The sequence below is a fragment of the Pseudomonas sp. DW-iso3 genome (genome assembly GCF_058725305.1).
In genome coordinates this window covers 319,644-345,242 of record NZ_JBZXDZ010000003.1, presented here as the reverse complement: position 1 = coordinate 345,242, position 25,599 = coordinate 319,644, and the positions used below count along the sequence as shown (strand labels likewise).

At 60.3% G+C, this 25,599-nt stretch carries 28 protein-coding genes; 13 read left to right on the top strand and 15 right to left on the bottom strand.

What is annotated here, in order from left to right; translation table 11 throughout:
• Positions 1-4 precede the first annotated feature (4 nt).
• Complete coding sequence (locus AC4PS7_RS10710; protein WP_021490872.1) at positions 5-898, bottom strand: LysR family transcriptional regulator; 894 nt, start codon at positions 896-898, stop codon at positions 5-7.
• Positions 899-1,047: 149 nt separating this feature from the next.
• On the opposite strand from AC4PS7_RS10710, the gene speB reads away from it, so the two are divergent.
• Genes speB through AC4PS7_RS10690 form a run of 4 tightly spaced genes read left to right on the top strand, consistent with a single transcriptional unit; the run spans position 1,048 to position 5,370 of the window.
• A complete protein-coding gene (gene speB / locus AC4PS7_RS10705) occupies positions 1,048-1,998 on the top strand; it encodes an agmatinase (RefSeq protein WP_021490873.1) in 951 nt (316 codons plus the stop codon).
• Positions 1,998-2,420: a YybH family protein gene (locus tag AC4PS7_RS10700; protein WP_010208645.1), complete on the top strand. Its 423-nt coding sequence runs from the start codon at positions 1,998-2,000 to the stop codon at positions 2,418-2,420. The genes speB and AC4PS7_RS10700 overlap by 1 nt, the downstream gene beginning before the upstream one ends.
• Positions 2,421-2,441: 21 nt before the next feature.
• On the top strand, positions 2,442-3,953 hold the full coding sequence (locus AC4PS7_RS10695; protein WP_021490874.1) for a purine-cytosine permease family protein: 1,512 nt from the start codon (positions 2,442-2,444) through the stop codon (positions 3,951-3,953).
• Positions 3,954-3,987: 34 nt separating this feature from the next.
• Positions 3,988-5,370, top strand: coding sequence for a sodium:solute symporter family protein (locus AC4PS7_RS10690; protein WP_021490875.1), 1,383 nt, complete (start codon positions 3,988-3,990; stop codon positions 5,368-5,370).
• 278 nt (positions 5,371-5,648) lie between these two features.
• On the opposite strand, the gene AC4PS7_RS10685 is transcribed toward AC4PS7_RS10690, so the two are convergent.
• The gene (locus AC4PS7_RS10685; protein WP_003193089.1) at positions 5,649-5,771 is read right to left on the bottom strand and encodes a PA1414 family protein; all 123 of its coding nucleotides are present in this window, start codon (positions 5,769-5,771) and stop codon (positions 5,649-5,651) included.
• A gap of 142 nt (positions 5,772-5,913) precedes the next feature.
• On the bottom strand, positions 5,914-6,807 hold the full coding sequence (gene ptrR / locus AC4PS7_RS10680) for a putrescine utilization regulator PtrR (RefSeq protein ID WP_021490876.1): 894 nt from the start codon (positions 6,805-6,807) through the stop codon (positions 5,914-5,916).
• 103 nt (positions 6,808-6,910) lie between these two features.
• Between ptrR and AC4PS7_RS10675 the strand changes: the two genes are divergently transcribed.
• The gene (locus AC4PS7_RS10675; RefSeq protein WP_021490877.1) at positions 6,911-8,119 is read left to right on the top strand and encodes an MFS transporter; all 1,209 of its coding nucleotides are present in this window, start codon (positions 6,911-6,913) and stop codon (positions 8,117-8,119) included.
• Here AC4PS7_RS10675 and AC4PS7_RS10670 read toward each other — a convergent pair.
• The 3 genes from AC4PS7_RS10670 to AC4PS7_RS10660 form a co-directional block, all read right to left on the bottom strand.
• Complete coding sequence (locus tag AC4PS7_RS10670) at positions 8,031-9,473, bottom strand: NCS1 family nucleobase:cation symporter-1 (RefSeq protein WP_010208638.1); 1,443 nt, start codon at positions 9,471-9,473, stop codon at positions 8,031-8,033. The two genes, AC4PS7_RS10675 and AC4PS7_RS10670, sit on opposite strands and share 89 nt — an antisense overlap.
• 198 nt (positions 9,474-9,671) lie before the next feature.
• Positions 9,672-10,070, bottom strand: coding sequence for a DUF2177 family protein (locus AC4PS7_RS10665; RefSeq protein ID WP_021490878.1), 399 nt, complete (start codon positions 10,068-10,070; stop codon positions 9,672-9,674).
• Positions 10,071-10,195: 125 nt separating this feature from the next.
• The gene (locus tag AC4PS7_RS10660) at positions 10,196-11,032 is read right to left on the bottom strand and encodes a CvfB family protein (RefSeq protein WP_010208634.1); all 837 of its coding nucleotides are present in this window, start codon (positions 11,030-11,032) and stop codon (positions 10,196-10,198) included.
• A gap of 322 nt (positions 11,033-11,354) precedes the next feature.
• On the opposite strand from AC4PS7_RS10660, the gene AC4PS7_RS10655 reads away from it, so the two are divergent.
• The 3 genes from AC4PS7_RS10655 (at position 11,355) to AC4PS7_RS10645 (ending at position 13,396) form a co-directional block, all read left to right on the top strand.
• Positions 11,355-11,534: a PFL_1563 family small protein gene (locus tag AC4PS7_RS10655; protein ID WP_003193095.1), complete on the top strand. Its 180-nt coding sequence runs from the start codon at positions 11,355-11,357 to the stop codon at positions 11,532-11,534.
• Positions 11,535-11,741: 207 nt separating this feature from the next.
• Positions 11,742-12,464 carry a TorF family putative porin gene (locus tag AC4PS7_RS10650; RefSeq protein ID WP_010208632.1) on the top strand — a complete coding sequence of 241 codons (723 nt, stop codon included), beginning with the start codon at positions 11,742-11,744 and terminating at the stop codon, positions 12,462-12,464.
• A 65-nt stretch (positions 12,465-12,529) separates the two neighbouring features.
• The gene (locus AC4PS7_RS10645) at positions 12,530-13,396 is read left to right on the top strand and encodes a DUF6279 family lipoprotein (RefSeq protein ID WP_021490880.1); all 867 of its coding nucleotides are present in this window, start codon (positions 12,530-12,532) and stop codon (positions 13,394-13,396) included.
• On the opposite strand, the gene copD is transcribed toward AC4PS7_RS10645, so the two are convergent.
• The 5 genes from copD to AC4PS7_RS10620 form a co-directional block, all read right to left on the bottom strand.
• Complete coding sequence (gene copD, locus AC4PS7_RS10640) at positions 13,393-14,247, bottom strand: copper homeostasis membrane protein CopD (protein ID WP_492179400.1); 855 nt, start codon at positions 14,245-14,247, stop codon at positions 13,393-13,395. The genes AC4PS7_RS10645 and copD overlap by 4 nt on opposite strands.
• Positions 14,244-14,630 (bottom strand): copper homeostasis periplasmic binding protein CopC, encoded by a 387-nt coding sequence (gene copC, locus AC4PS7_RS10635; protein ID WP_492179399.1) that lies wholly within the window; start codon positions 14,628-14,630, stop codon positions 14,244-14,246. Before copC ends, copD begins: the two co-directional genes overlap by 4 nt.
• Before the next feature lie 50 nt (positions 14,631-14,680).
• Positions 14,681-15,496, bottom strand: a complete 816-nt coding sequence (locus AC4PS7_RS10630; RefSeq protein ID WP_045791762.1) for a copper resistance protein B — start codon at positions 15,494-15,496, stop codon at positions 14,681-14,683.
• A gap of 10 nt (positions 15,497-15,506) precedes the next feature.
• On the bottom strand, positions 15,507-17,213 hold the full coding sequence (locus AC4PS7_RS10625) for a copper resistance system multicopper oxidase (protein WP_106120374.1): 1,707 nt from the start codon (positions 17,211-17,213) through the stop codon (positions 15,507-15,509).
• Between the two features lie 127 nt (positions 17,214-17,340).
• Positions 17,341-17,730 carry a hypothetical protein gene (locus AC4PS7_RS10620; RefSeq protein WP_010208626.1) on the bottom strand — a complete coding sequence of 130 codons (390 nt, stop codon included), beginning with the start codon at positions 17,728-17,730 and terminating at the stop codon, positions 17,341-17,343.
• 153 nt (positions 17,731-17,883) lie between these two features.
• Here AC4PS7_RS10620 and AC4PS7_RS10615 point away from each other — a divergent pair, with 153 nt between their 5' ends.
• A complete protein-coding gene (locus AC4PS7_RS10615; protein WP_010208625.1) occupies positions 17,884-18,159 on the top strand; it encodes a hypothetical protein in 276 nt (91 codons plus the stop codon).
• Between the two features lie 50 nt (positions 18,160-18,209).
• Here the strand turns inward: AC4PS7_RS10615 and AC4PS7_RS10610 are convergent, their stop codons facing one another.
• Positions 18,210-19,556: a DEAD/DEAH box helicase gene (locus AC4PS7_RS10610; protein ID WP_010208624.1), complete on the bottom strand. Its 1,347-nt coding sequence runs from the start codon at positions 19,554-19,556 to the stop codon at positions 18,210-18,212.
• A 193-nt stretch (positions 19,557-19,749) separates the two neighbouring features.
• Between AC4PS7_RS10610 and AC4PS7_RS10605 the strand changes: the two genes are divergently transcribed.
• Positions 19,750-21,048 (top strand): mechanosensitive ion channel family protein, encoded by a 1,299-nt coding sequence (locus tag AC4PS7_RS10605; RefSeq protein WP_021490884.1) that lies wholly within the window; start codon positions 19,750-19,752, stop codon positions 21,046-21,048.
• 31 nt (positions 21,049-21,079) lie between these two features.
• Here the strand turns inward: AC4PS7_RS10605 and AC4PS7_RS10600 are convergent, their stop codons facing one another.
• The 3 genes from AC4PS7_RS10600 to AC4PS7_RS10590 all read right to left on the bottom strand — a co-directional run bounded on the left by AC4PS7_RS10600 (position 21,080) and on the right by AC4PS7_RS10590 (position 23,203).
• A complete protein-coding gene (locus tag AC4PS7_RS10600) occupies positions 21,080-21,946 on the bottom strand; it encodes a carboxylate/amino acid/amine transporter (RefSeq protein WP_010208622.1) in 867 nt (288 codons plus the stop codon).
• A 203-nt stretch (positions 21,947-22,149) separates the two neighbouring features.
• Positions 22,150-22,749, bottom strand: a complete 600-nt coding sequence (locus AC4PS7_RS10595; RefSeq protein WP_042571887.1) for an FMN-dependent NADH-azoreductase — start codon at positions 22,747-22,749, stop codon at positions 22,150-22,152.
• A 139-nt stretch (positions 22,750-22,888) separates the two neighbouring features.
• On the bottom strand, positions 22,889-23,203 hold the full coding sequence (locus tag AC4PS7_RS10590) for a hypothetical protein (RefSeq protein WP_031290415.1): 315 nt from the start codon (positions 23,201-23,203) through the stop codon (positions 22,889-22,891).
• A 49-nt stretch (positions 23,204-23,252) separates the two neighbouring features.
• Here AC4PS7_RS10590 and AC4PS7_RS10585 point away from each other — a divergent pair, with 49 nt between their 5' ends.
• Genes AC4PS7_RS10585 through AC4PS7_RS10575 form a run of 3 tightly spaced genes read left to right on the top strand, consistent with a single transcriptional unit; the run spans position 23,253 to position 25,561 of the window.
• A complete protein-coding gene (locus AC4PS7_RS10585; RefSeq protein WP_010208617.1) occupies positions 23,253-24,176 on the top strand; it encodes a PA3225 family LysR-type transcriptional regulator in 924 nt (307 codons plus the stop codon).
• 14 nt (positions 24,177-24,190) lie between these two features.
• Entirely contained in the window at positions 24,191-24,994 is an 804-nt protein-coding gene (locus AC4PS7_RS10580; RefSeq protein WP_042571888.1) for an alpha/beta fold hydrolase, read from the top strand.
• Positions 24,995-24,997: 3 nt separating this feature from the next.
• On the top strand, positions 24,998-25,561 hold the full coding sequence (locus AC4PS7_RS10575) for a peptidylprolyl isomerase A (protein WP_010208614.1): 564 nt from the start codon (positions 24,998-25,000) through the stop codon (positions 25,559-25,561).
• Positions 25,562-25,599: the final 38 nt, after the last annotated feature.

The window sequence follows — 25,599 nt, the reverse complement described above, 5'->3', positions numbered from 1 at the left end:
TTTATCAGGCCTGGTTGAGCTGAGTCTTGAGCAAGTCGCGAAAGGTCTGGATCAGCGGCTCACGGCTGCGGCCACGCCGCATGATCATCGAGAACGGTGCCTGATAGCCAAAGGTCGCCGGCAGCAATACGCGCAGGTCGCCCTTGTCGGCCCAGGCCTGGGCGTAGTGTTCCGGCAAGTAACCGATATAGGCACCGGACAGCACCAGGATCAGTTGTGCCTCCATACTTTCCACGGTGGCGGCGCTGTGTTTGAAGCCGTGGCGCGCCAGTTCAGCCTGGCTCCAGTAGCCGCGACCGACCATGCGTTGCTGGGTGATCACTTGTTCGGGGATGCGTCGCTCGTTGAACAGCGGGTGCCGGGTGCTGCAATACAGCCAGTGTTGTTCGCGGTACAGCGGCATGTAGATCAGCCCGCTCATCCGGTTGGAAAAGGCACCGATGGCCAGGTCCAGGCGATTGTCCTGCACACCGAGTTGCAGTTCGTAGGGGCTCATCACCGACAGATGCAGGTGTACCGCCGGGTGTTCCAGGCTGTAGGCGCCGATCACTTCGGCGAACGGCAAGGCCTTGTCGCTGACGGTGGAATCAAGCACGCCCAGTTTGAGGGTACCGCGCAGCTCGCCTTTGAGCGCGGCGGCGTATTGCTCGAAGCCTTCAAGCTCGCCCAATAAGCGCAGGGTTTCCTGATGGAACAACTCCCCCTTGCTGGTGAGGCTGAACCCGCCCCGCCCACGATGGCACAGCACCAAGCCCAACGCCGATTCCAGCTGGCTCATGTACGTGCTGATGGCCGAGGTGGACAGATTGAGTTCGTGCTGGGCATTGGCGAACCCCTGGTGCCGCACAACGCTGACGAAGATGCGCAGGAGTTTCAGGTCGGGCAAGGCGCTGGCCATGGTCGGCTCCAGGTGTGGATGCCTGCAGTCTACCTGCCTGCATTAGTTTAGAAAAACCTGAACTAAGTATTTGCCCCTGCCGATTCTTTCGTATCGACACATTTCGCAGAATCGGCCCCTAACAAACAAAACAACGATGAGGCACTCCTGTGGACAAGATTTTTCACCAACCACTGGGCGGCAACGAAATGCCGCGCTTCGCCGGCATCGCCACCATGATGCGTCTTCCCCACCTGCAAACGGCCAAGGGCCTGGACGCCGCCTTTATCGGCGTGCCACTGGACATCGGCACCTCGCTGCGCGCTGGCACCCGTTTCGGGCCGCGTGAAATCCGCGCCGAATCCGTGATGATCCGTCCGTACAACATGGCCACCGGTGCCGCACCGTTCGATTCGCTGTCGGTGGCCGACATTGGCGACGTGGCGATCAACACCTTCAACCTGCTCGACGCCGTGCGCATCATCGAAGAAGCCTACGATGAGATCCTCGAACATGACGTGATCCCGCTGACGCTGGGCGGCGACCACACCATCACGCTGCCGATCCTGCGGGCGATCCACAAGAAACATGGCAAGGTCGGGCTGGTGCACATCGACGCCCACGCCGACGTCAACGACCATATGTTCGGCGAGAAAATCGCCCACGGCACCACGTTCCGCCGCGCGGTAGAAGAAGGTTTGCTCGATTGCGATCGTGTGGTGCAGATCGGCCTTCGCGCCCAGGGCTACACCGCCGAAGACTTCAACTGGAGCCGCAAACAGGGCTTCCGCGTGGTCCAGGCCGAAGAATGCTGGCACCACTCCCTCGCGCCATTGATGGCCGAAGTCCGGGAAAAAGTCGGCGGCGGCCCGGTGTACCTGAGCTTTGACATCGACGGCATCGACCCGGCCTGGGCTCCGGGCACCGGCACCCCGGAAATCGGTGGGCTGACCACCATCCAGGCCATTGAAATCATCCGTGGCTGCCAGGGACTCGACCTGATTGGTTGCGATCTGGTAGAGGTTTCCCCGCCCTATGACACCACCGGCAACACTTCGCTGCTGGGCGCCAACCTGCTGTACGAGATGCTCTGCGTGCTGCCGGGTGTGGCGCATCGCTGATGAGCACCCACGAAGTGCTGCAAGCCGCTGCCGACCTGGTGGCGGCCTTCGCCCGCAATGACCGTACCGCCTACTTCGGCGCGTTCACGGCGGATGCCAGCTTCGTGTTCTACACCCTGCCCCAGCCGCTGCTCAGTCGCGATGCCTACCAGGCGTTGTGGGATCAATGGCGTCGGGACGAGGGATTCGAGGTGCTGTCCTGCGCCTCGAGCAACGCCGTTGTCAGCCTGCAGGGCGACGTGGCGATTTTCATGCATGACGTGGCCACTGAGCTGCGCATGAACGGGGAGCAATTTTTTAGCCAGGAACGCGAGACCATTGTCTTCAAACGGCAAGGATCCCGCACAGAACAAAAACAAGGCCTGTGGCTGGCCTGTCACGAACATTTGTCCGCTATGCCGGAAGGGCTGCCGCCCCCTTAGCCAATGTGATCGGAGCAGATCATGAATAATAAAAACAACCATAAAAGTATTCGCAAGATAGAAACCAATGGGGTCGAGCAGATCCCGGACCACGAACGTACCGCCGGCCCCAAGGATCTGTTCCGACTGATCTTCGGCGGTGCCAATACCTTTGCCACCGCCGTGCTGGGTTCCTTCCCCGTGCTGTTCGGCCTGTCATTCCAGGCCGGTGTCTGGGCGATTGTGCTGGGCGTACTGGTGGGTGCGCTCATCCTGGCCCCCATGGGCCTGTTTGGGCCGATCAATGGCACCAACAACGCCGTGTCTTCCGGTGCGCACTTTGGTGTTCACGGGCGGATTGTCGGTTCATTTCTCTCGCTGCTGACGGCGATCGCCTTCTTCTCACTGTCAGTGTGGAGTTCAGGTGATGCTCTGGTGGGCGGTGCGAAACGTCTGATCGGCTTGCCGGAAACTGACCTGACCTTGGGCCTGGCTTACGGCGTGTTTGCGATCCTGGTGCTGACCGTGTGCATCTACGGCTTTCGCTTCATGCTGTGGGTCAATCGCATTGCAGTGTGGGCGGCGAGCCTGCTGTTCCTGCTGGGGATCTTCGCGTTTGCCCCCGCGTTCGACAGCCACTTCGCCGGCACTGTCGCGCTGGGCCAGACCGGCTTCTGGGCCGCCTTCATCGGCGCGGCGCTGGTGGCCATGAGCAACCCGATTTCCTTCGGTGCGTTCCTCGGCGACTGGTCGCGCTACATCCCGCGTGAAACGCCAAAAATACGCATCATGCTGGCAGTGGTTCTGGCGCAAATCGCGACCTTGATCCCGTTCCTGTTCGGCCTGGCCACCGCGACCATCGTGGCAATCAAGGCACCGGACTACATCGCGGCCAACAACTATGTCGGCGGTTTGCTGGCGGTGGCGCCGAGCTGGTTCTTCCTGCCGGTGTGCCTGATCGCAGTGATCGGCGGCATGTCCACCGGGACTACGTCGCTGTATGGCACCGGGCTGGACATGTCCAGCGTGTTTCCGCGCCTGCTGTCGCGGGTCAAGGCCACGTTGCTGATCGGGGTGATGTCGATTGCCTTCATTTTTATCGGCCGTTTCGCCGCCAACCTGGTGCAAAGCGTGTCGACCTTCGCCGTACTGATCATCACCTGCACCACGCCGTGGATGGTGATGATGATCATCGGCCTGATCGTGCGTCGCGGCTTCTATTGCCCGGATGACCTGCAGGTGTTCACCCGGGGTGAAACCGGCGGGCGCTACTGGTTCAGCCACGGCTGGAACTGGCGCGGGCTGGGGGCGTGGATTCCGAGTGCGCTGGTGGGGCTGTGCTTCGTCAACCTGCCGGGGCAGTTTGTCGGGCCACTGGGCAACCTCGCCGAAGGCATCGATATAAGCCTGCCGGTGACCTTGGGACTGGCCTCGCTGATGTACCTGACCTTGCTTCGCGTGTTCCCGGAACCGGCGGCTGTCTACGGGCCGACCGACTCCCGCAGCAAGCGCACGGATGCGCGCGTTAAACCGGCGCTGCAACAGGCCGCCTGACCCTCATAAAAAAGATAATCGGAGAACCGCCGTCATGGCTTTGGATTTATTCGTCGTACTCATCTACGCCGCTGGCATGCTCGTGCTCGGCTACTACGGCATGCGCCGTGCCAAGACCCATGAAGACTACCTGGTGGCCGGTCGCAACCTGGGCCCGTCGCTGTACATGGGCACCATGGCCGCCACGGTATTGGGCGGTGCATCCACCGTCGGCACCGTGCGCCTGGGCTATGTACATGGCATCTCCGGTTTCTGGCTGTGTGCCGCGCTGGGCGCGGGCATCATTGCGCTGAACCTGTTTTTGGCCAAGCCGCTGTTGCAGTTGAAGATCTTCACCGTGACCCAGGTGCTGGAAAAACGCTACAACCCCATGGCCCGCCAGGCCAGCGCCGTGATCATGCTGGCCTACGCCCTGATGATTGGCGTGACCTCGATCCTGGCCATCGGCACCGTGCTGCAAGTGCTGTTCGGCCTGCCATTCTGGATCTCGGTACTGCTCGGCGGCGGCGTGGTGGTGGTGTACTCGACCATCGGCGGCATGTGGTCGCTGACCCTCACCGACATCGTGCAATTCGTGATCAAGACCGTCGGCCTGATGTTCATCCTGCTGCCAATCTGCCTGTACCGCGTCGGCGGCTGGGACGAACTGGTTGCCAAGCTGCCAGCGTCGAGCTTCAGCTTCACCGCCATCGGCTGGGACACGATCATCACCTACTTCATGATCTACTTCTTCGGCATCCTGATCGGACAGGACATCTGGCAACGGGTGTTCACCGCCCGTGACGAAAAAGTCGCCAAGTACGCAGGCACTTTCGCCGGCTTCTACTGCATCCTCTACGGCCTGGCCTGTGCACTGATCGGTATGGCGGCGCATGTGCTGATCCCGGACTTGGACAACGTCAACAACGCCTTTGCCGCCATCGTCAAAATGTCGCTGCCGGACGGGATCCGTGGCCTGGTGATTGCCGCAGCACTGGCCGCGATGATGTCCACCGCCAGCGCCGGCCTGCTCGCCGCCTCCACCGTACTGACCGAAGACCTGCTGCCGCGCCTGCGGGGCGGCAAACAGTCGAGCCTGGGCGTCAACCGCCTGTTCACCCTGCTGACCGGTATTGCCGTGCTGGGTATCGCACTGGTGGTGAACGATGTGATCAGTGCCCTGACCTTGGCTTACAACCTGTTGGTGGGCGGCATGTTGATCCCGTTGATCGGGGCGATTTTCTGGAAACGCGCAACCACATCCGGCGCGATTACCTCCATGACGCTGGGCTTTGTCACTGCGCTGGTGTTCATGATCAAGGATGGGCTGGATGCAAACACGCCGATCTACTACAGCCTGGCGGTGGGGTTGGTAAGTTTTGTGGTGGTGAGTTTGCTGTCGCGCCGCCCAGCGGGCGTTGCGGCTAGCGCAGTTTGAGATAAAACCGGGAGTTAAAGCGGTTTCTTCAGCGGGTGCGACGTCGGATGTCGTGCCCGTTTTTTTTATTCAGCATTCCGGCTGGACGCTTCAAACAAATCACCGCACGCCTTGCAGCCAAAATACTGCTCGGTTGTCGGGCACAGGACCTCCCCTGTTACTCCCGCCAAGTACACGCCTTGCCATGATCGTTCAGCGTGCCTTCAAGGTAACAAGACGCCCAGTCGTACTCGTCATGCAGCGTGCGCCCATCGCAATTGCGTGAGCGCTTACAGGACTTACCTGCGACGTGGACGACGTTGCTCGTCATCGGTGCGAATCGGCACGGGCTGCAGCGGAGGCTCGATCAAGCCCAGTGCAACACCCAGATCATGGAGCCAGTTTTGAATTTTCTCTTTCATGGTTGCCCCCTTTGAGGGTAATGCTGGTAGGCGCAAGTTCTTTCGCCTTTTCCTACACTGATAGTAGCCCTAAGTCCTACGTAATGCTTGAACGAAACCACAACGAACTATTACCGAATTCATCAAAATCCTGACGGATCGCTCAAGCAATGGCGCGCGTGTCTTGCAGGACCGCAGTCTTGCCGGCTTGCTGCAGGTCGATCCATGCATTGAGGTTAGCGCCGAGCATACCCTTTCGCCACATCAGCCAGGTGGTCGCAGTGGCAAAAGGCCCTTTCAGCGGATGAACGGACACGCTGTCCTTGCCTGGCAGGCTCTCAAGCATTGATTCGGACATCAACGCCACTCCGGACCCGGCGATCACGCACGCCAGCATGCCTTGATACGACTCGATCTCAATCGCCCGGCCCATGGCCACGCGCTCATGGGAAAACCAGGTTTCCAGACGGGTGCGATAGGCGCAGCTGCGGCGGAACGTGAAGACAGATCGTCCCGCCACATCCTGGGGACCCTGTACCGGCGGATGGTCGGCCTCGCAGATCAGCACCAGGCGCTCTTCACACAGGGCAACACCGTCCAGGGAGGCGATCGTGATGGGGCCATCCACAAATGCCGCATCCAGGCGGCCGGTAATCAGACCTTCGAGCAATTCACCGCTGGGCGCCGATTGCACCTGAAGGTTCACCATCGGATAAGCCTTGTGGTAGCGCGCCAGCAGCTTCGGCAAATGCACCGCCGCGGTGCTGTACATGCTGCCTAAAACAAAATCGCCGGCCGGTTGGCCACCTTGCACCGCGCCGTGGGCTTCGTCGTGCAGGGCCAGCAGTCGAGTGCTGTAGTCCAGCAACACCTTGCCGGCAGGAGAAAGCTGCAAGCGCTGACGCTCACGCACAAACAACTCTACGCCGAGCTGCTCCTCCATTTGCTTGAGCCGCGTCGACAGGTTCGATGGCACCCGATGCAAGCGGTCCGCCGCGCGCGTAATGGAGCCCTCTTCCGCCACCGCCTGAAAAATGCGCAATTGACTGAACTCCATACCTTTCTCCAAAACTGAACAAGTTACTCACTATTATTCATTTTTGCAGAAAGTCAATCCGCTTTAGCCTGAGGGTATTCCTTTACCCGCAGGAACACCGACCATGTCTCCTTTAGTCCGCTTACTCGCCAGCTTTGTCGCCCTGATGATGGCGATGGGCATTGGCCGCTTTGCCCTCACCCCACAAATGCCCCATCTGCTCAGTGAAGGGCAGATCGACCTGACCGGCGCCGGCCTGATCGCCGCCGCCAACTACCTGGGCTACTTCGTCGGCGCAGTGGATTCGATCTTTGCGCGCAGCCATCATCATGTGCGCGGACGTCTCTATGGCGGGTTGTGGTTGTGTGTACTGCTGACCCTGGCGTCGTATTGGGCCCACGGGTTCTGGCCGCATCTGTTGTTGCGCTTTGGCACCGGTGTCGCGAGTGCCTGGGCCCTGGTAATGATCACCAGCCTGAGCCAGCCGCTGGCGATTGCCGCAGGGCGTCCGCGCCTGGGCGCCTTGGTCTTCGCCGGGCCGGGACTGGGGATTTTGTTGACCGGCTTGCTGGCACTCGGCTCCAACCTGATGGGGCAAAACTCGGCCACGTTGTGGCTGGTGTATGGCGGGGTGGCGCTGGTGATGTTGCTGGCCATCCTGCCCTTCCTGCCCAAACCCTCTGCCACCGGCACGCCCGTTGCCGGCCACGTCGACGCAGGCCGCAATGCCAGCATCGCGCATTTGTGCTGGATCTATGTGTTGTATGGCCTTGGCTACATCATTCCAGCGACATTCCTGTCGCAGATGGCCAGCGCGCAGTTCAAGGGCGCCTGGCAAGCCGACCTGTTCTGGCCATGCTTTGGCCTGGCCGCCGCGATCGGCGTGGTGGTGGCGACCCTGCGCCGCAAGGATCCAGACACCACTCGCCGCTGGCTGATGACCACATTGTGGCTGCAAGCGGCCGGGGTATTCGCCTGTTTGCTCGGCAACGGCTGGGGCCTGGCGCTGGGGGTGTTGCTATGCGGCGGGCCGTTCCTGGCCTGTATGCAATTGGTGATGGCACGCCTGCGGGACGTCGCGCCCCACGGCTACCAGCGCAACACCGGGATGCTGACCGCCAGTTTCGCCATCGGCCAATTGAGTGGCCCGTTGCTGGCCTCGGTCAGCAGCCACCTGAGTGGTGGGCTGCAACCGGCACTGGTGGTCGCCGGTGCCGGTTTGCTGGTGGCGGGCTCGATATTGATCAGCCGGCAACCAGCGGCGCAGGCACACGCACCTGTTCACGCCGCGTCAACACCAGGAAAAATAGCCCACCCAGGAAGCAGCCGGTAAACCAGGCGAAGTTGGCCATGCCCTGCAGCGCTGGCGTGAATGTGATCGCGACGCCCACCAGCGTCGCGGGCACCAGCGCCTTGACTGCCGTCCAGTTCACCCCGCCATCGAAGTAATAACGCCCGCTCGGGCTGTCATCAAACAGCGCATCCACGTCAATCTTCTGTTTTTTGATCAGGTAGAAATCCACCAGCAGGATGCCGAACAGAGGCCCGATGAAGGCCGCGAGAATATCCAGGGTGTAATGGATCATCAGCGGGTTATTGAACAGGTTCCACGGCGTGATGAAAATCGACGCCACGGCGGCGATCATCCCGCCCGCGCGCCAACTGATCTTGCTCGGCGCGACGTTGGCGAAGTCAAACGCCGGGGACACGAAATTGGCGACGATATTGATACCGATGGTTGCGGTGACAAAGGCAAAGGCCCCCAGCAACACCGCCATGCTGTTATCAATCCGCGAAACCGTAGCGATCGGGTCATGCAGCATTTCGCCAAACACCGGCAAGGTGCCCGAGACGATCACCACGGTCACCAGCGAAAATGCCAGGAAATTCACCGGCAGCCCCCAGAAGTTGCCGCGTCGCACGTCTTGCATACTGCGGCAGTAGCGGCTGAAGTCGCCGAAGTTCAGGGTCGGCCCGGAGAAGTACGACACCACCAACGCCGTCGCCACAATCACTTGGCCGAATGCCTGCCAGCCCGACAGGGATTTCTCTGCCAGCGTGAAACTGATGTTCGACCAGCCCGCCTTCCACACGATCCAACCCGCCAGGGCGAACATCACCGCGTAGACCACCGGCCCGGCCCAATCGATAAAACGGCGGATGGATTCCATACCGGCCCAGAATACCGCCGCTTGCAGCAACCACAGACTGAGGAAACCAAACCAGCCAAGGTAGGACAAGCCTGCGAAATGCGGCTCTGCATACACCGCCATCTGTGGGAAGAAACGCAGCACCACGATGATCAAGGCGCTCGACGCCAGGTACGTCTGAATCCCGTACCAGGCCACGGCGATCAAGCCGCGTATCACCGCAGGAATGTTCGCACCAAATACACCAAACGACAGGCGACAGATCACGGGATAAGGCACAGCGGCTTGCTGACTCGGCTTGGCCACCAAGTTGGCGATCAACTGCACGATGCAGATACCAGCGAGCAAGGCGATCAGCACCTGCCAACTGGCCAGGCCCAGGGCGAACAGGCTGGCCGCAAACACATAACCGCCGACGCTGTGCACGTCACTCATCCAGAAGGCGAAGATGTTGTACCAGTTCCACTTTTGCGGCAGCGGGCCCAGGTCCTGGTTGTATAGGCGCGGGCTGTAGCCTTTGGGCAATTGTTCGGTCATCGCTGGGCTCCTCGAAATACCGGCCTGCGCTTCCGTTGCAGGGTGCATACGGGAGGCGGCATGGTTTGTATACGAGACAGTCAGCAGAATGCGTGCCAATTGAACCCAATCCCTCTGGAACGGCGTCCCAAAGGGGCTGATACAGGCTTAGCGATGGGTAACGCGCTCAGCAACGGTGCACAGAAATCCTGTACACAATCAGCGCTGCACTCGATGTGCACACAGATAACCCGCCGTGCAGCAAGCTGCAGTCAGGAAGGTGCCCCACGCCATGTCCATCACCGCCAACTGCGCAGACCACCCTTGCAGCGTGGCCCAATTGCTCAGGTCATAGGTGCCGTAGGCGACCAGGCCCAGCAAGGCGCCCAGGCGTGCGGCGCGTTGCCAGCTTGCGCTGGGCAAGACCACAAACACGACACAACCGAGCACATAGAGGAGATAGAAGAGTGTTGCGGGCAACAGGCGAGGCTGATCCAGCATCAGCGGCCCCAGCAGGGACTTATAGGTGGGGCCCATGAGGACACCTAACCAGAGGCCGTCCAGGATCAGGAACGCGAGCAACGTGCCGAGGTAGGCGAACAGCGTCTTTTTCGACATGGGTGCAGCCCTTTGTAGGAGCGAGCTTGCTCGCGAAAATATTCCTGGCGCATCACGGTGTCGGATGTACCTTCGCGAGCAAGGACCAGGGGTCCCCCTCGCTCCTACAGAAGAACGAAACGGGGTCAGCTTAGTTCAATGCGATCCGCGTGAATCACGATCTGGCCCTGCTTGTACAACGCACCAATGGCCTTCTTGAAGTTGCCCTTGCTCACGCCGAACAAGTTGCTGATCACTGCCGGATCACTCTTGTCGCTGACCGGCAGGCTGCCGTTGTTTTCACGCAACTTGGCAAGGATCTTCGAGTTGAGACTGGAGGCCGCTTCCTGACCGACCGGTTGCAGGCTCAGGCTGATGTTGCCATCGGCACGGATCTCTTTGATAAAGCCTTTTTCTTCTTTACCTGGGCGCAGGAACTTGAACACTTCGTTCTTGTGAATCAGGCCCCAGTGCTTGTTGTTGATGATCGCCTTGAAGCCCATATCAGTGGCTTCGGCCACCAGCAGGTCGACTTCCTGACCCACCTGGTAGTTAGCCGGCGTCTTGTCCAAGTAACGGTCCAGCCGTGCGGTGGCGGTGATGCGCTTGGTGTGTTTGTCGAGGTAGACGTGCACCACGCAGTATTCACCGGCGCTCAACTGGCGTTTTTCTTCCGAATACGGCAGCAGCAGGTCCTTGGGCAAACCCCAGTCGAGGAACACGCCAATACTGTTGACTTCCACCACTTTTAAACTGGCGAACTCACCCACTTGAACTTTGGGTTTTTCAGTCGTGGCGATAAGTTTGTCATCGCTGTCCAGATAAATGAAAACGTTAAGCCAGTCTTCATCTTCACTGGGAATATCTTTGGGGATATACCGATTAGGCAAGAGGATTTCGCCATCTTGCGCACCGTCCAGGTACAAACCAAAGTTAGTATGTTTAACCACTTGCAAGCTGTTGTAGCGCCCGACCAAAGCCATTTTCAATACCCTCATTACGTGGGCGGCATTCTACCCGACTTGCGCCCGCCACGCGCGCGTGCCCGAAAAATCGCGGGCTGACGTGGCATTGCAGTGGCATCGCCCCGCTCGTCCGATCAATCAGCTAATTTTTCCCAGCCGGCCATGCACCGATAGATCCATGGTTTCGAGTTAAAACAGTAAGTTAGGGGTTTATTTCAAAGATGAACTTCGGCTATTTCCCATGGCCCCTGTTATTCCTGAGGGATATTTACCAAGCAATTGTCAAGTATTTCCTGTACGATGCCTGGCCAAGTTAATTTTCTACAGGTTAGTGGCCGCCATGCGCGTAAAAGCATCCAACAGCAAAGCAAAGCCAGCTCCCGCCGTTGAAACCAGCGAATCGATCAACAGCCAGATTGCTGCATTTCTCAAGTCCGGCGGCGAAATCCAGCAGATTGCCAAGGGCGTGAGCGGCCAGACTTTCGGCCCATCCAAGCAGATCAGCCTGGGTAAGAAGTAATACTGCGCAACACACCTGGTCCCTAAGCGTCTTGCCTTCAAGGCGCTAGGACTAGAGCCCGAAATGCTCTCTGCACTCTCTTCGTAACCGCACCAATCGACGAACGGGCCTCACCGCCACGCATTCGCCGGTATGCTTGCACACGTCTAGCACGGGCATCTGCCCGATTTTCTCCGTCACTGCTCCTCGCTTTTCATGGAGTGAAGCATGTTCAAATCCTGCATATTCCTGGTCGGTGCCCTGGTCGCCAGCCCTCTCGCCGAAGCGCAGATCTTTCAGCGTGAACTGGGTGATTTCGACTTGAAACTGGGCACCACACCCAGCCGCAGCATGGCCCAAGGACTCGTCAAGCCGACGTCTCCCGGCAGCGATTCGTTCCATGGTGGGCTGGACCTGAGCCACGACAGCGGCTTGTACTTCGGGCAGTTCTCCCCAAACATGGGCCTGTCCTCGTCCAGCAACCTCGAAGTCGATTCCTACATGGGCTTCAAGCACCCCTTCGACCAAACCCTGGGCTACGAAGTGGGCCTGATCCACTACAGCTACCCCAAGCTCAGCCCCCTCGACAGCCAGGAGTTCTACGGCGGCCTGAATCTATTGGGCAACCGCTTCGGTGCGTCCTTCAGTAACGATCCGGACCGCCAGGACAGCACCCTGTTTGCCGACCTCGGCGGCACCCAACCGTTTGGCATCGGCGTCAGCATGAAATACACCACTCATCAATTGGGTACCCCGGTTTCGGTCGAAGGGGGCTCAATTCATACCTTCAGCGACTGGTCGGTGCAATTCTCCCGGCAGTGGATGGGCGTGGACTTGAACCTGATCTACAGCGATTCCAGCCTCAGCGGCGGTGATTGCTCGGCCTATTCCGGACACAATTCGCAATGCGATGGCCTGTTGACGCTGAAGGCCGCGCGGTCGTTTTATTGATGGGCTGAACTGTCGCACCCGGCGCGGGTTCACATGTGATAACCCACTCTGCGAAGGACCCGCCCATGCTGCGTCGGCTCAAATTACTGGTGGTATTACTGACCCTGAGCCTGGTGCTCGCCGGTTGCAATCGCGTGGGCCTCGCCTATCGTAACCTGGACGTGATAATTCCCTGGACCCTCAACGACTACCTGGACATGAATGCCGGGCAGAAGAGCTGGTTCAACGACACACTCAAGGAACACCTGGCCTGGCACTGCACCACGCAATTGCCAGGCTATCTGGACTGGCTGGATCGCCTGCAACGGATGGCCGACGACAATCAGGTCACCGACGCCGCGCTACAAGCCCGTACCACCGAAGCCAAACTGGCCATCGACGAAGTCGCCCGTGAGATCACGCCGTCGGCCATCGAACTGCTCCAAGGCCTGGACGATCAGCAGGTCCAGGAAATGAGCGCGGCCCTGACCAAGGACTTGCGCAAGCGCCAGGACGAATACCTCAAGCCGCCCCTGGCCCAGCAGATCAAGGAGCGCGCCGAGCGCATGAACAAGCGCCTGGACGCCTGGATCGGCCCGCTCAGCGCCAGCCAGCAGAACCGTGTGACGGCCTGGTCCATCGCACTGGGCGAGCAGAACCAGGAATGGATCGGCAACCGCGCCCGCTGGCAGGCGCAATTTATCGATGCCGTGCAACAGCGCAAAAACGCCGATTTCCCGCAGAAAATGCAACAGTTGCTGGTGGACCGCGAAAGCCTGTGGACCCCGCAATACCGCACCGCCTATGCCCAGACGGAAGCCGCGGCCCGCAGCCTGATTGTCGACGTGATGGCCGAAAGCACCGTGCAACAACGACAGAAGCTCACCCAGAAAATCGACAAGGTGCGCAGCGACTTCCAGGCGCTTAAGTGCCTGAAGAGCGTGCAGCCCTAGCGGGGAGCCAAGGTCCCCAGCCAGGCTACCAGCCCCAGGATCAAAACCGCCGCCCCAAACTCCAGGGTGATGCTGCGACGCAAGGCTTGACGTGCCGCTCGGTGGTCACCCGCCGCGAGGGAGCGCTGAAGCAGGGGCGTCAAGTGCGAGCGATTGAGCGCCGCCAGCCCCAACATCAAGCCGAACGCCCCCAACTTCAAGCACAACAGGATTGCGTAGACACCGCCGGTGATGCCATCCAGGTTCGGCCCGACCACAAACAGATAATTCGCCACGCCCGTACCCATCAGTACCGCAACGAAGACCACACCAACACGCTCGAAGCCCGTCAATGCGTGTGCCAACACCGGCACCGCCTGCTCAGACGCACTCGTTAGCATAAGCCCGAACGCCGCCAATGCCCCGACCCAGCCCGCCGCAGCGAGCAGATGCGCACTGTCGCTTAGCAAATGCCACCCCCCCAACGAGCCCTCATGCATCACGCCATGCCCAGCCCACGCCAGCGTCACCAACGCGACACCGCCGAACAAAGTGGCCAATCGGATACTGAGCACAACCAGTACCAGCGCCGCAATGCGCAACCACCAAGTCCAGCCCAGCTCGGTCTGCCAGAGCATCATCTGCAGGTGCATCCACAGTGTTGGCCAATCCTCGGCGCCACTCATGGCCTGGGTCATGGACAGCAGCGACGCCAACGACAGCAGCACCCCCAGCCCCACCAACGTCCGCAGCAACGGCTTCAGATTCAGCAACCTGCTGTCTGCATACAGGCCAAACAGCCCCAGGCCAAACACCAGCATCAAGTCCAGATACAGCGCGAAACGCAGTAACACCGCGACCAGTTCACTCATGGCTGGACGCTGAACACCACGTTGCCAAGGATCGGGTGCGTGTCGGACGATACGGCGCGCCAATCAACCCGATAGGTCCCGGTCGTCAGTGTGGAGGCCGGCTTGATCAACATCATCTTAGGATCGCTACTGGCCGCGACACTGGCCTTTACCGGCATCGGAGAATGGGGCATGCCGGGCATATCGGTCATGATCAGCTTGGCGCCGGAGAACTGCGTCAACAGGTTTTCTGAGAAACGCAATTCAATCACTGCCGGTGCCGCGCCCTGGGCACCGGAGTCTGGCGTGGACGACAACAACTTCGGATGGGCCGAGGCCCCCAGGCTGATGATCACACCGGCCGACAGCACAACGCCCGCCAGGGCGGTTTTAAACATCGACATGCAAGGCTCCAGGCCGCTCATGGCGGCGAGTTATAGGAAAAATAAAAACGTCAGAACCACAAGCGCATACCCACGACCCAGCGCACCTGGTTCGTGTCTTCGCCGTCATCTCGGGCGTATTGCGCGGTTTGGCCGTAGCTGCGATGCCATGTCACGCCCACATACGGCGCAAATTCGCGGCGTACTTCGTAACGCAGTCTCAGGCCCAACTCACTGTCCGACAGGCCCGAACCGACGCCGCGCTGCGGATCATTGCGTCCATACAAGTTGAGTTCGGCGGTGGGCTGCAGGATCAGCCGATTAGTCAGCAGGAAGTCGTAATCGCCCTCCAACCGCGCAGCGGTACGCCCAGACTCACCGACAAATACCGTGGCTTCGGCTTCAAAGTTGTAAAGAGCCATGCCCTGGGCGCCGAACGCCGCCCAGGTCTGGCCGTCCCCTGGTTTGAAGTCCTGGCGCACGCCGCCGACCACGTCCCACCAGGGACTGATGGCATGCCCCCACAACGCCTGGGCTTCGGCGCTTTCGGTGCGACCGGCACTGCGCTCGCCTTCACTGCGTAGCCATAGGCGATCGATATCACCACCGACCCACCCCTTAATATCCCAGTTCAGCGCGCCGTCGCCCTCGCCGCCCTGCCATTCCAACTGGTTGATCAGCAGCAGCGAGTTGATGCCATGGTCGTGGACACGGTGCCCACCGGGCGCGTTGTAGACCGCAGCACGATCAGCGTCAGTCAACACGGGAATCGGTGTGCGACTTTCGGTGAGCGCCGGTGTCGCTGGGCTCATGCCTTGGAACTCGTCGGCCTGCGCCAGCGGAGCAAACGCCAGCGCAAGCAAAACAGGTGAAATTCGACGGCTCATGCTTGCGTCCTCATTCATGCACGCGCACCTCACGGAACATGCCCATTTCCATGTGGTACAGCAGATGGCAGTGGTAGGCCCAACGCCCCAGCGCGTCGGCAGTCACTCGGTAGCTGCGCCGTGAGCCCGGGGGCATATCGATGGTGTGCTTGCGCACCTGGAACTGGCCGTTTTCATCTTCCAGATCACTCCACAGACCGTGCAAGTGAATGGGGTGACTCATCATCGTGTCGTTAACCAGCACCAGCCTGACCCGCTCTCCATAGGCCAGTTGCAACGGCTCGGCATCGGAGAACTTCACGCCATTGAAGGACCAGGCGAATTTCTCCATATGACCGGTGAGATGCAGTTCAATCGTGCGACTGGGATCGCGCCCGTCAGGGTCCTCAAAGGTGCTGCGCAGGTCGGCATAAGTCAGGACGCGCCGGCCGTTGTTGCGCAGGCCGATGCCGGGGTCGTCGAGCTTGGGCACCGGGCTCATGGCCTGCATATCCACCAGCGGGTTGTCTTGCTCGCTGGCAGGATGGGCCTGCATCGACATGGCACTGTGATCCATGCCCGCCATATCCGGCATGTCCGCCATGGCGCCGTGGTCCATGCCGCCCATGCCCATGTCGTCCATGGTGATCCAGGGTCGCGGATCCAGTGCCGGTACGGGGGCCGTCGCCCCGGTTTGTCTGGCAAGCGTGCCGCGGGCATAACCACTGCGGTCCATTGACTGGGCGAACAGCGTGTAGGCCTCGGCCGTCGGCTCGACTAATACATCGAAGGTCTCCGCCACGGCGATACGGAACTCGTCGACGCCCACCGGCTGCACGGGCTGGCCATCGGCGGCTATCACGGTCATCTTCAGCCCCGGAATGCGCACATCGAAGTAGCTCATTGCCGAGCCGTTGATAAAGCGCAAACGGATTGTCTCGCCCGCCTGAAACACACCCGTCCAGTCGCGCTCCGACGGCTGGCCGTTAAGCAGGTAGGTGTAGGTCTCGCCGCTGACATCGGCCAAGTCCGTGGGGTTCATCTTCATCTGCGCCCACATCAGGCGATCGGCAATCGTGGCCGACCAGCCTTGCTTGCCCACATCCCGCACGAAGTCGCCCATGGTGGGCTTGTGCAGGTTGTAGTAGTCGGACTGTTTCTTAAGGGTTTTCATCAAGGCGACAGGGTCTTCGTCGGTCCAGTCCGACAGCATCACCACGTAGTCGCGCTGGTAGGTGTAGGGCTCGGGCTCTCTCGGGTCGATCACCAGTGGGCCATACACGCCCTGCTGTTCCTGGAACCCGGAATGGCTGTGGTACCAGTAAGTGCCGTGCTGCTTGACCGTGAATTGGTAGACAAACACGCCCCCCGGCTCGATACCCTTGAAGCTCAAGCCCGGTACGCCGTCCATATTCGACGGCAGGAGAATGCCGTGCCAGTGGATCGACGTCGGTTCGGCCAAGCGGTTTTTCACGCGCAAGGTCACGGTGTCACCTTCGCGCCAGCGCAGCAGCGGGCCGGGCAGGCTGCCGTTGATCGTCAGCGCAGTGCGGTGGCGGCCGGTGAGGTTGACGGGGGTTTGGTCGATGAACAGATCAAACTCGGTGCCTGCCAGCACCGTGGGTTCGCCCGGACTGGTCACGGCCCAGACCGGGCTGCGCCAAAGGCCGAGCCCGCCCAGCAAGCCTCCGGCAGCCAGGCCTTTGACGAAGGTACGTCGGGTAGTGTTGGAGTGCATGCCGATTCAATTCCATGAGTTGAATGGCAGCAGAGTAGGCAGGGCTGGCTGTCAGCCAGCTTAGCGACAGATTACCGATCTGACAGTTTCGCCCCGACGTTGCGACTGTGCCAGGGCGTGACGTCGATCAGGCGATCTGAGCCTTGGAAGCCACCTCGGCAAAGGTCGCCGGGTCCAGCGCATCGGGCTGCTCATCCAGCACTTGGCGCGGGTGGTCATTGCCAGGGATCGAACTGTCGATCAGCGCCAGCAACTGCGCGCCCAGCGGGGTCAGGATGAAATTCTCGCCATTGCCGCCCTCGTCTTCAGGGCGCGACTCGATAAAACCGCGCTTGAACAGCAGCGCTTCATAATCCGCAGCCGTCTTCTTGAGCGCGTCCAGATTGCCGGTGGACTCGCCCGCCGTGGCCTTCTCGGCCGCTTCCTGCTCGGCGTATTTGCGCGGAGCGAAACTGCCCTCGCCGTTCTGCACTTCGTGCAGCAGACGTTCGATCAGATCCCAGTTGTAAGTCGTCATCCTGATTCCTCCTGCGGGCGGATGGAAGGTAGCCCGTTAAAGGTGTGACCCGCCGCATCACTGGCCGTTCAGCCCAGGAGACGAGCGTCATTCCCGTGAACTTTCCGGGTATCGGCGACCTCCACTGAATATCCCTGCCAAGGAGGTCCACCCATGAAAACCCTGATGAACCTGACGCTCGCGGCCACGTTGTTGGCCGCCCTGCCCGCCTGGGCCTGTACGCCGGACGAGGCCACGGCCAAGCGCGAGCAACTGGCCCAGGAAGTGGCCAAGTTGACCGAGCAGAACCCGACCAAGGCCAAGGAAATGAACGATGAACTGCAGAAGATGGACCTGGACACCGAAAGTGCGGAATTCCCCGACAAGTGCCAGTTGATCGACGCTCGTCTGAAGGAACTCAAGGAAGCAGCGGCCAAGGCCAAAAACTGAAGGCATAAAAAAACCGGACAATTGTCCGGTTTTTTCACATCACTCAAGCCTTATTCGGCAGCCGGGGCTTCCGGCTTGCGGCGCTTGAGAGGCGCCATGCCGTCCTTGCTGACGAGCGACAGGTTGTCGGTCTTCGGCCGATTGGCGATCTTGCGCTTGGTCGGCGACTTGGCGCCGGTTTTCTTCTTGTCACCCTTGGCGTCGGTCTTTTTCTTCTTCACACCCACGGCCTTGCCCGACGCCTTGACCTTCTTCGGCCCGGTGTAGGTGCCTTTGACTTCCTTGATGGTGCGGCGCTCGAACGACTGCTTGAGGTAACGCTCGATGCTCGACATCAGGTTCCAGTCGCCGTGGCAGATCAGCGAGATGGCCAGGCCATCGTTGCCGGCACGCCCGGTACGGCCGATACGGTGTACGTATTCGTCGCCGCTGCGGGGCATGTCGAAGTTGATCACCAGGTCCAGGCCGTCGACGTCCAGGCCGCGGGCGGCCACGTCGGTGGCTACCAGGATCTTCACACCGCCAGCCTTGAGGCGGTCGATGGCCAGTTTGCGGTCCTTCTGGTCTTTCTCGCCGTGCAGCACGAATGCCTTGTATTCCTGGGCCACCAGGCGGCCGTAGATGCGGTCGGCGGCGGCGCGGGTGTTGGTGAACACGATGGCTTTCTGATAGGTCTCATTGGCCAGCAGCCAGTTGAGGATCTGCTCTTTGTGCACATTGTGATCGGCGGTGACGATCTGCTGGCGCGTGGTGGCGTTCAGGTCGCTGACGTTATTGACCTGCAGGTGCTCAGGGTTGTTCAGCACCTTGGCGACCATCTCACGCAGGGTCGAACCGCCGGTGGTGGCGGAGAACAGCATGGTCTGCTGGCGATTGACGCACTCGCTCACCAGACGCTGGACGTCGTCGGCAAAGCCCATGTCGAGCATGCGGTCGGCTTCGTCCAGCACCAGCACTTCGACTTCCTTGAGGTCGAGGTTGCCGGCGTTGAGTTGCTCGATCATGCGGCCTGGGGTGCCGATCAGGATGTCCGGCACCTTGCGCAGCATGGCGGCCTGGACCTTGAAGTCTTCACCGCCGGTAATGATGCCGGACTTGATGAAGGTGAACTGCGAGAAGCGCTCGACTTCCTTCAGGGTCTGCTGAGCCAGCTCGCGGGTCGGCAGCAGGATCAGGGTCTTGATGCTCACGCGAACCTTGGCCGGGCCGATCAGGCGGTTCAGCACAGGCAGGACGAAAGCGGCGGTCTTGCCGCTACCGGTTTGAGCTGTCACCCGCAGGTCACGCCCTTCGAGCGCGAGCGGGATGGCCGCTGCCTGCACAGGCGTAGGCTCGACAAATTTAAGCTCGGCCACGGCTTTGAGCAGGCGTTCGTGCAGGGCGAATTGGGAAAACACGGGTGCTACCTCGAAGAAATACAAAAAATCAGCTGCATAGGTTACCGGTTTCGGGCGTCCAAACCGAGTTTCTTTACGCGAACAGTGCTAATCAGCCGCTTTTTTGTCAGGGCATTTGTCCATGTCATCAACTTTGTTGCACTTAAATGCTCTAATCGCCCCGTGTTGTCTTATAGAAGAATCGGTTTCACCCATGGATATCAAACAGCTCTGGCTCAACGTCCAAGACCTCTGGGGCGCCCTCGACGAACACCCGCTGCTGCATGCCAGCCTCGGCTTGCTGGTGTTGCTGGTAGTGGCCCTGTTGCTCGGACGAGTGGCACGTTACCTCATCCTCCACGCCGTCAAACTGCTCGGCCGGCAACCGGCGCTGCACTGGCTCAACGACCTGCGGCACAACAAGGTCTTCCATCGCCTGGCACAGATGACGCCGTCCTTGGTGATCCAGTTTGGCCTGTACCTGGTGCCCGACCTGAGCAAGACCGCCATCCTGTTCATCGGCAACGTGGCCCTGGCAATCACCATCCTGTTCCTGGTGCTGGCCACCAGCGCCCTGCTCAATGCCCTGCTGGATATCTACGCTCGCACCGAACACGCGCGCACCCGCTCGATCAAGGGCTACGTGCAGTTGGCGAAGATGGTGCTGTTCGTGTTTGGCGCGATCATCATCGTTGCCACCCTGATCGATCGCTCGCCACTGTTGCTGCTGTCGGGCCTTGGTGCCATGTCGGCGGTGATCCTGTTGGTGTACAAGGACACGCTGTTGTCGTTTGTCGCCAGCGTGCAACTGACCAGCAACGATATGCTGCGGGTCGGCGACTGGATCGAAATGCCCCAGGTCGGCGCCGATGGCGACGTGGTAGACATCACCCTGCACACGGTCAAGGTGCAGAACTTCGATAAGACCATCGTCTCCATCCCCACCTGGCGCCTGATGTCCGAGTCGTTCAAGAACTGGCGCGGCATGCAGGCTTCCGGCGGACGACGGATCAAACGCAGCCTGTTCATCGACGCCAGTGGCGTGCGCTTTTTGCGCGACGACGAAGAGCTGCGCATGACCCAGGTGCACCTGCTGACTGACTACATCGGGCGCAAGCAGGCCGAGCTCAAGGCCTGGAACGAAGCCCAGGGCCACAGCGCGCAACTGTCGGCCAACCGCCGGCGCATGACCAATCTCGGCACCTTCCGCGCCTACGCCCTGGCGTACTTGAAGAGCCACCCGGACATCCAGCCGAACATGACCTGCATGGTGCGCCAGATGCAAACCACCGCCCAAGGCGTCCCGCTGGAGATCTACTGCTTTACCCGCACCACGGCGTGGGCGGATTACGAGCGTATCCAGGGGGATATTTTTGACTACCTGCTGGCGGTATTGCCGGAATTTGGCTTGAGCCTGTATCAGCAGCCGAGTGGGAATGATTTGCGTGCGGGGGTGTTGCCGGCGGTGTTGGGGGCCAGTCATTTGCCGGCCATCGAACAGCATTCAAGTTAACAGCGCTTACCGGCTTGCTCCTGCAAGGGCGTCAGCGTGGCGCTGGCGCCTTGCGTACACCCAACCGACTCATCCACACCGCCGCCAAAATCACCAACCCGCCCAAGGCCAACCGCCCTAGCGGTTCGTGTTGGTTCCAGATCAGCAAGTTGAGCAGCAAGCCCACCGGTACATGTAAGTTGTTCATAACCGCCAGGGTGCCGCCCTGCACCAGGCAGGCGCCCTTGTTCCACCAGTACATGCCCAGCGCAGTACTGACCAACCCAAGGAACACCAGCACGCCCCATTGCAGCGGCGCATCGGGCAGGAAGTTGGCCTTGCCGAACAGCAGGAACGCCGGCAATACCACCAACAAAGCACCCAGGTAGAAGTAGCCAAAGCGCCGGTAATGCGGCAGATCGCTCGGATAGCGCGCCACCAAGTGCTTGTACATCACCTGCCCGGCGGCGTAGGTGAAGTTGGCCAACTGCAGCAGCAGGAAGCCGCCGAGAAAGTGCGGGGTGATCTGGTCGAAGCGGATCACCGCTGCGCCCGCCACTGCCACCAATGCGGCGATCAGTGCCCAAGGGTTAAAGCGGCGGTTTAGGGCGTCTTCGATCAGGGTCACGTGCAACGGCGTGAGGATGGTGAACAGCAGCACCTCCGGCACCGTGAGCACGCGAAAGCTCAGGTATAGGCACACGTAGGTCACCCCGAACTGCAGCGCGCCAATCACCAGCATGCCACGCATGAAGGCCGGCTCCACCGAGCGCCAGCGGGTCAGCGGGATGAAGATCAACCCAGCCAGCACCACGCGCACCAGCACGGCGAAGTAGCTGTCGACGTGACCGGCGAGGTATTCGCCGATCAAGCTGAAGGAAAATGCCTGAATCAGGGTGACAACCAGTAAGTAGCCCATGCGCGCCTCGTTTCGAATGGGCGGGACATTAAAGGTTTTCGGCGGTTGAAGAAACTCGGGGCAAAAAAAACCCGACCTCGCTAAAGCGGCAGTCGGGCAGGAGCACTCAGGAGCAGAAAGTGCAAAGGGAGGTCTGTTACGCGTACTTGAAGGGTTTGCGTGGCACTAGATAACCATCGCGGGATTATCTGACGATTAACGGATCAGGCGACCTGGGCCAGCAGCGCTTTGGCGTGGTTGATGCCCTTCTCCTGGAAGTCACCACTGAGGTTCACCCCTTCGGCGTGGATGAAGGTGACGTCGTGAATCCCGATAAAGGCCATGACCTGGCGCAGGTAAGGTTCCTGGTGATCGGAGCTGGCACCGGTATGGATGCCGCCGCGCGCCGTGAGCACGATGGCACGTTTGCCGGTCAGCAGGCCCTGTGGCCCGGTGGCGGTGTATTTGAAGGTCACACCTGCGCGCAGCACGTGATCCAGCCAGGCTTTAAGGGTGCTGGGGATGGCGAAGTTGTACATCGGTGCGGCCATCACCAGAACGTCGGCGGCCAGCAGTTCGTGGGTCAACTCATCGGAGCGGTCCAGGGACGCCTGCTCGCTGTCGTTGCGTTGATTCGCGGGCTTCATCCAGCCGCCGAGCAGGTTGGCGTCCAAGTGTGGGACCGGGTTGAGGGCCACGTCACGCACAGTGATCTGATCAGCCGGATGGGCGGCCTGCCATTGGCTGATGAATTGCTGGGTCAGTTGGCGGGAAATCGAATCCTGCTGGCGGGCGCTGCTTTCGATGATCAGAACATTGGACATGGCGTTGTAGGCTCCATCAGAAGTTGCTGTAAGGCGATGGAGTGAAGATTAAACATAGCCAATTCGATTAAAAAGCGCAAAAAACTGCTATAACCCATCTATAAATTTGTTTATAAGCGGAGCATGCTCCGCTGCTCGGTTACTTCGGCGCACACGACAGGGCGATCCGCATCTTGATGATGGCGCGGTTGAACTTGACCGTGGTGTTGGTGCTTTTGCCCGCCGGCACCGTGACCGTACGGCGACGCGGCGATTCCGGGCCGTTGGTGAAGATTACCGAGCAGACCGCGTCTTGCTTGCCGTAGTTATTGAGTTGAATCGAACTGATATCGCCGTCCACGTCGGAGGCGGTGTAATCGATGCTGACGCCGTCGATCTTTTTGGTCACGTCGATGGGGTAGGCAAATGCGCTCAGCGGCAGCAGTGCCAGCAACACACAACAGAATTTTCTCATTCGGCAGTCTCCAATAAGGACTGTCAGCTTAGGACAAGAGGAACCCATCTTGAAAGCGCCCCGCGTTACCCTCGATCAATGGCGCACGCTGCAAGCCGTGGTCGACCATGGCGGCTTCGCCCAGGCGGCTGAAGCGCTGCACCGTTCGCAGTCTTCGGTGAGCTACACCGTGGCCCGCATGCAAGACCAACTGGGTGTGCCGCTGCTGCGCATCGACGGGCGCAAAGCGGTACTCACCGACGCCGGTGAAGTGCTGTTGCGCCGTTCCCGGCAACTGGTGAAAAACGCCAGCCAGTTGGAAGACCTCGCGCACCATATGGAACAAGGTTGGGAAGCCGAGGTGCGGCTGGTGGTGGATGCGGCCTATCCGAACGCACGCCTGGTGCGCGCGCTCACCGCGTTCATGCCGCAGAGCCGGGGTTGCCGTGTGCGCCTGCGTGAAGAGGTACTGTCGGGTGTCGAAGAGTTGCTGATGGAAGGCGTAGCCGACCTGGCGATTTCCGGTTTCAGCATCCCGGGTTACCTGGGCACGGAAATGAGCGATGTGGAATTTGTCGCCGTGGCACACCCCGAGCATTCCTTGCACCGTTTGAATCGCGAGCTGAGCTTTCAGGACCTGGAAAGCCAGATGCAAGTGGTGATCCGCGATTCCGGCCGTCAGCAACCCCGGGATGTGGGTTGGCTCGGCGCCGAGCAACGCTGGACCGTCGGCAGCCTGGCCACCGCCGCCGCCTTCGTGGGCAGCGGCCTGGGTTTTGCGTGGCTGCCCCGACACATGATCGAACGCGAACTCGCCGAAGGCGTGCTCAAGCAACTCCCCTTGGAACAGGGCGGCAGCCGTCACCCCACGTTCTTCCTGTACTCAAACAAGGACAAACCCCTGGGGCCCGCCACGCAGATCCTTGTGGAACTGCTGCGCACCTTTGACACCGCCCCGCTGGACGCGCCTTTCGCCGCCCCTCAGCAAGCCTGAAACGGAGTTCATGCATGGCCTGGTTCGACCACGAAGGATGCAGCCTGCACTATGAGGAATACGGCCACGGTACGCCGCTGATCCTGATCCACGGCCTGGGCTCCAGCAGCCAGGATTGGGAGCTGCAGATTCCAGTGTTGGCCAGGCATTACCGCCTGATCGTGGTGGATGTACGGGGTCACGGACGCTCGGACAAACCGCGAGAACGCTACAGCATTCAGGGCTTCACCTTGGATTTGCTGGCGCTGATCGAACACTTGGACCTGCCAGCCGCCCACGTGGTGGGCTTGTCCATGGGCGGCATGATCGCATTCCAACTGGCGGTGGATGAACCCGCACAGGTCAAGAGCCTGTGCATCGTCAACAGCGCACCGGAGGTGAAGGTGCGCAGTGCCGATGACTACTGGCAATGGGCTAAACGTTGGAGCCTGGCACGTGTATTCAGCCTGGCCACCATTGGTAAGGCGCTGGGCGACCGCTTGTTTCCCAAGCCGCAGCAGGCCGACCTGCGCCGCAAGATGGCCGAACGCTGGGCAAAAAACGACAAACGTGCTTATCTCGCCAGCTTCGATGCAATCGTGGGCTGGGGCGTGCAGGAACGACTTTCCAGAATCACCTGTCCAACCCTGGTCATCAGCGCCGACCATGACTACACCCCTGTGGCGCAGAAAGAAAACTATGTAAAACTGCTACCCAATGCGCGACTGGTGGTGATCGAGGATTCCCGCCATGCCACGCCCTTGGACCAACCCGAAGTCTTTAACGCAACCTTGCTCGATTTTCTAAAGACAGTCGAAACCACTACCCAGGATCACTGACCCATGCTGAAAAAAATCGCCTTCTTTGCCGGTTCTGTTCTGTTCGCCGCCAACCTGATGGCCGCCGAGCCAGCCAAGGCGCCCCACGTATTGATCACCACCACTAATGGCGACATCGAGATCGAACTGGACCCGGTCAAAGCGCCGATCAGCACCAAGAACTTCCTGGCCTATGTCGACAGCGGCTTCTACACCAACACGATCTTCCACCGCGTAATCCCAGGTTTCATGGTCCAGGGCGGTGGTTTCACCCAGGCAATGACCCAAAAGCCAACCAAGGACCCGATCAAGAACGAAGCCAGCAACGGCCTGCATAACGTACGTGGCACCCTGTCCATGGCGCGCACCAATGACCCGAACTCGGCCACCAGCCAATTCTTCATCAACGTCGCCGACAATGCCTTCCTCGACCCGGGTCGTGATGCCGGTTACGCCGTATTCGCCAAGGTGGTCAAGGGCATGGACGTGGTTGATGTGATCGTCAATTCGCAGACCACTACCAAGCAGGGCATGCAGAACGTGCCAATCGATCCTGTGTACATCAAGTCGGCCAAGCGCATCGACTGAGGTAGCAGGTAGTTCCGCGCGCAGCCCACAAGGCCGCG

Coding starts and splice junctions, on each gene's coding strand:
- AC4PS7_RS10710 (WP_021490872.1), bottom strand. CDS start 898: ATGGCCAGCGCCTTGCCCGACCTGAAACTCCTGCGCATCTTCGTCAGC.
- AC4PS7_RS10700 (WP_010208645.1), top strand. CDS start 1,998: ATGAGCACCCACGAAGTGCTGCAAGCCGCTGCCGACCTGGTGGCGGCC.
- AC4PS7_RS10695 (WP_021490874.1), top strand. CDS start 2,442: ATGAATAATAAAAACAACCATAAAAGTATTCGCAAGATAGAAACCAAT.
- AC4PS7_RS10690 (WP_021490875.1), top strand. CDS start 3,988: ATGGCTTTGGATTTATTCGTCGTACTCATCTACGCCGCTGGCATGCTC.
- AC4PS7_RS10685 (WP_003193089.1), bottom strand. CDS start 5,771: ATGAAAGAGAAAATTCAAAACTGGCTCCATGATCTGGGTGTTGCACTG.
- ptrR (WP_021490876.1), bottom strand. CDS start 6,807: ATGGAGTTCAGTCAATTGCGCATTTTTCAGGCGGTGGCGGAAGAGGGC.
- AC4PS7_RS10675 (WP_021490877.1), top strand. CDS start 6,911: ATGTCTCCTTTAGTCCGCTTACTCGCCAGCTTTGTCGCCCTGATGATG.
- AC4PS7_RS10670 (WP_010208638.1), bottom strand. CDS start 9,473: ATGACCGAACAATTGCCCAAAGGCTACAGCCCGCGCCTATACAACCAG.
- AC4PS7_RS10665 (WP_021490878.1), bottom strand. CDS start 10,070: ATGTCGAAAAAGACGCTGTTCGCCTACCTCGGCACGTTGCTCGCGTTC.
- AC4PS7_RS10660 (WP_010208634.1), bottom strand. CDS start 11,032: ATGGCTTTGGTCGGGCGCTACAACAGCTTGCAAGTGGTTAAACATACT.
- AC4PS7_RS10655 (WP_003193095.1), top strand. CDS start 11,355: ATGCGCGTAAAAGCATCCAACAGCAAAGCAAAGCCAGCTCCCGCCGTT.
- AC4PS7_RS10650 (WP_010208632.1), top strand. CDS start 11,742: ATGTTCAAATCCTGCATATTCCTGGTCGGTGCCCTGGTCGCCAGCCCT.
- AC4PS7_RS10645 (WP_021490880.1), top strand. CDS start 12,530: ATGCTGCGTCGGCTCAAATTACTGGTGGTATTACTGACCCTGAGCCTG.
- copD (WP_492179400.1), bottom strand. CDS start 14,247: ATGAGTGAACTGGTCGCGGTGTTACTGCGTTTCGCGCTGTATCTGGAC.
- copC (WP_492179399.1), bottom strand. CDS start 14,630: ATGTCGATGTTTAAAACCGCCCTGGCGGGCGTTGTGCTGTCGGCCGGT.
- AC4PS7_RS10630 (WP_045791762.1), bottom strand. CDS start 15,496: ATGAGCCGTCGAATTTCACCTGTTTTGCTTGCGCTGGCGTTTGCTCCG.
- AC4PS7_RS10625 (WP_106120374.1), bottom strand. CDS start 17,213: ATGCACTCCAACACTACCCGACGTACCTTCGTCAAAGGCCTGGCTGCC.
- AC4PS7_RS10620 (WP_010208626.1), bottom strand. CDS start 17,730: ATGACGACTTACAACTGGGATCTGATCGAACGTCTGCTGCACGAAGTG.
- AC4PS7_RS10615 (WP_010208625.1), top strand. CDS start 17,884: ATGAAAACCCTGATGAACCTGACGCTCGCGGCCACGTTGTTGGCCGCC.
- AC4PS7_RS10605 (WP_021490884.1), top strand. CDS start 19,750: ATGGATATCAAACAGCTCTGGCTCAACGTCCAAGACCTCTGGGGCGCC.
- AC4PS7_RS10600 (WP_010208622.1), bottom strand. CDS start 21,946: ATGGGCTACTTACTGGTTGTCACCCTGATTCAGGCATTTTCCTTCAGC.
- AC4PS7_RS10595 (WP_042571887.1), bottom strand. CDS start 22,749: ATGTCCAATGTTCTGATCATCGAAAGCAGCGCCCGCCAGCAGGATTCG.
- AC4PS7_RS10590 (WP_031290415.1), bottom strand. CDS start 23,203: ATGAGAAAATTCTGTTGTGTGTTGCTGGCACTGCTGCCGCTGAGCGCA.
- AC4PS7_RS10580 (WP_042571888.1), top strand. CDS start 24,191: ATGGCCTGGTTCGACCACGAAGGATGCAGCCTGCACTATGAGGAATAC.
- AC4PS7_RS10575 (WP_010208614.1), top strand. CDS start 24,998: ATGCTGAAAAAAATCGCCTTCTTTGCCGGTTCTGTTCTGTTCGCCGCC.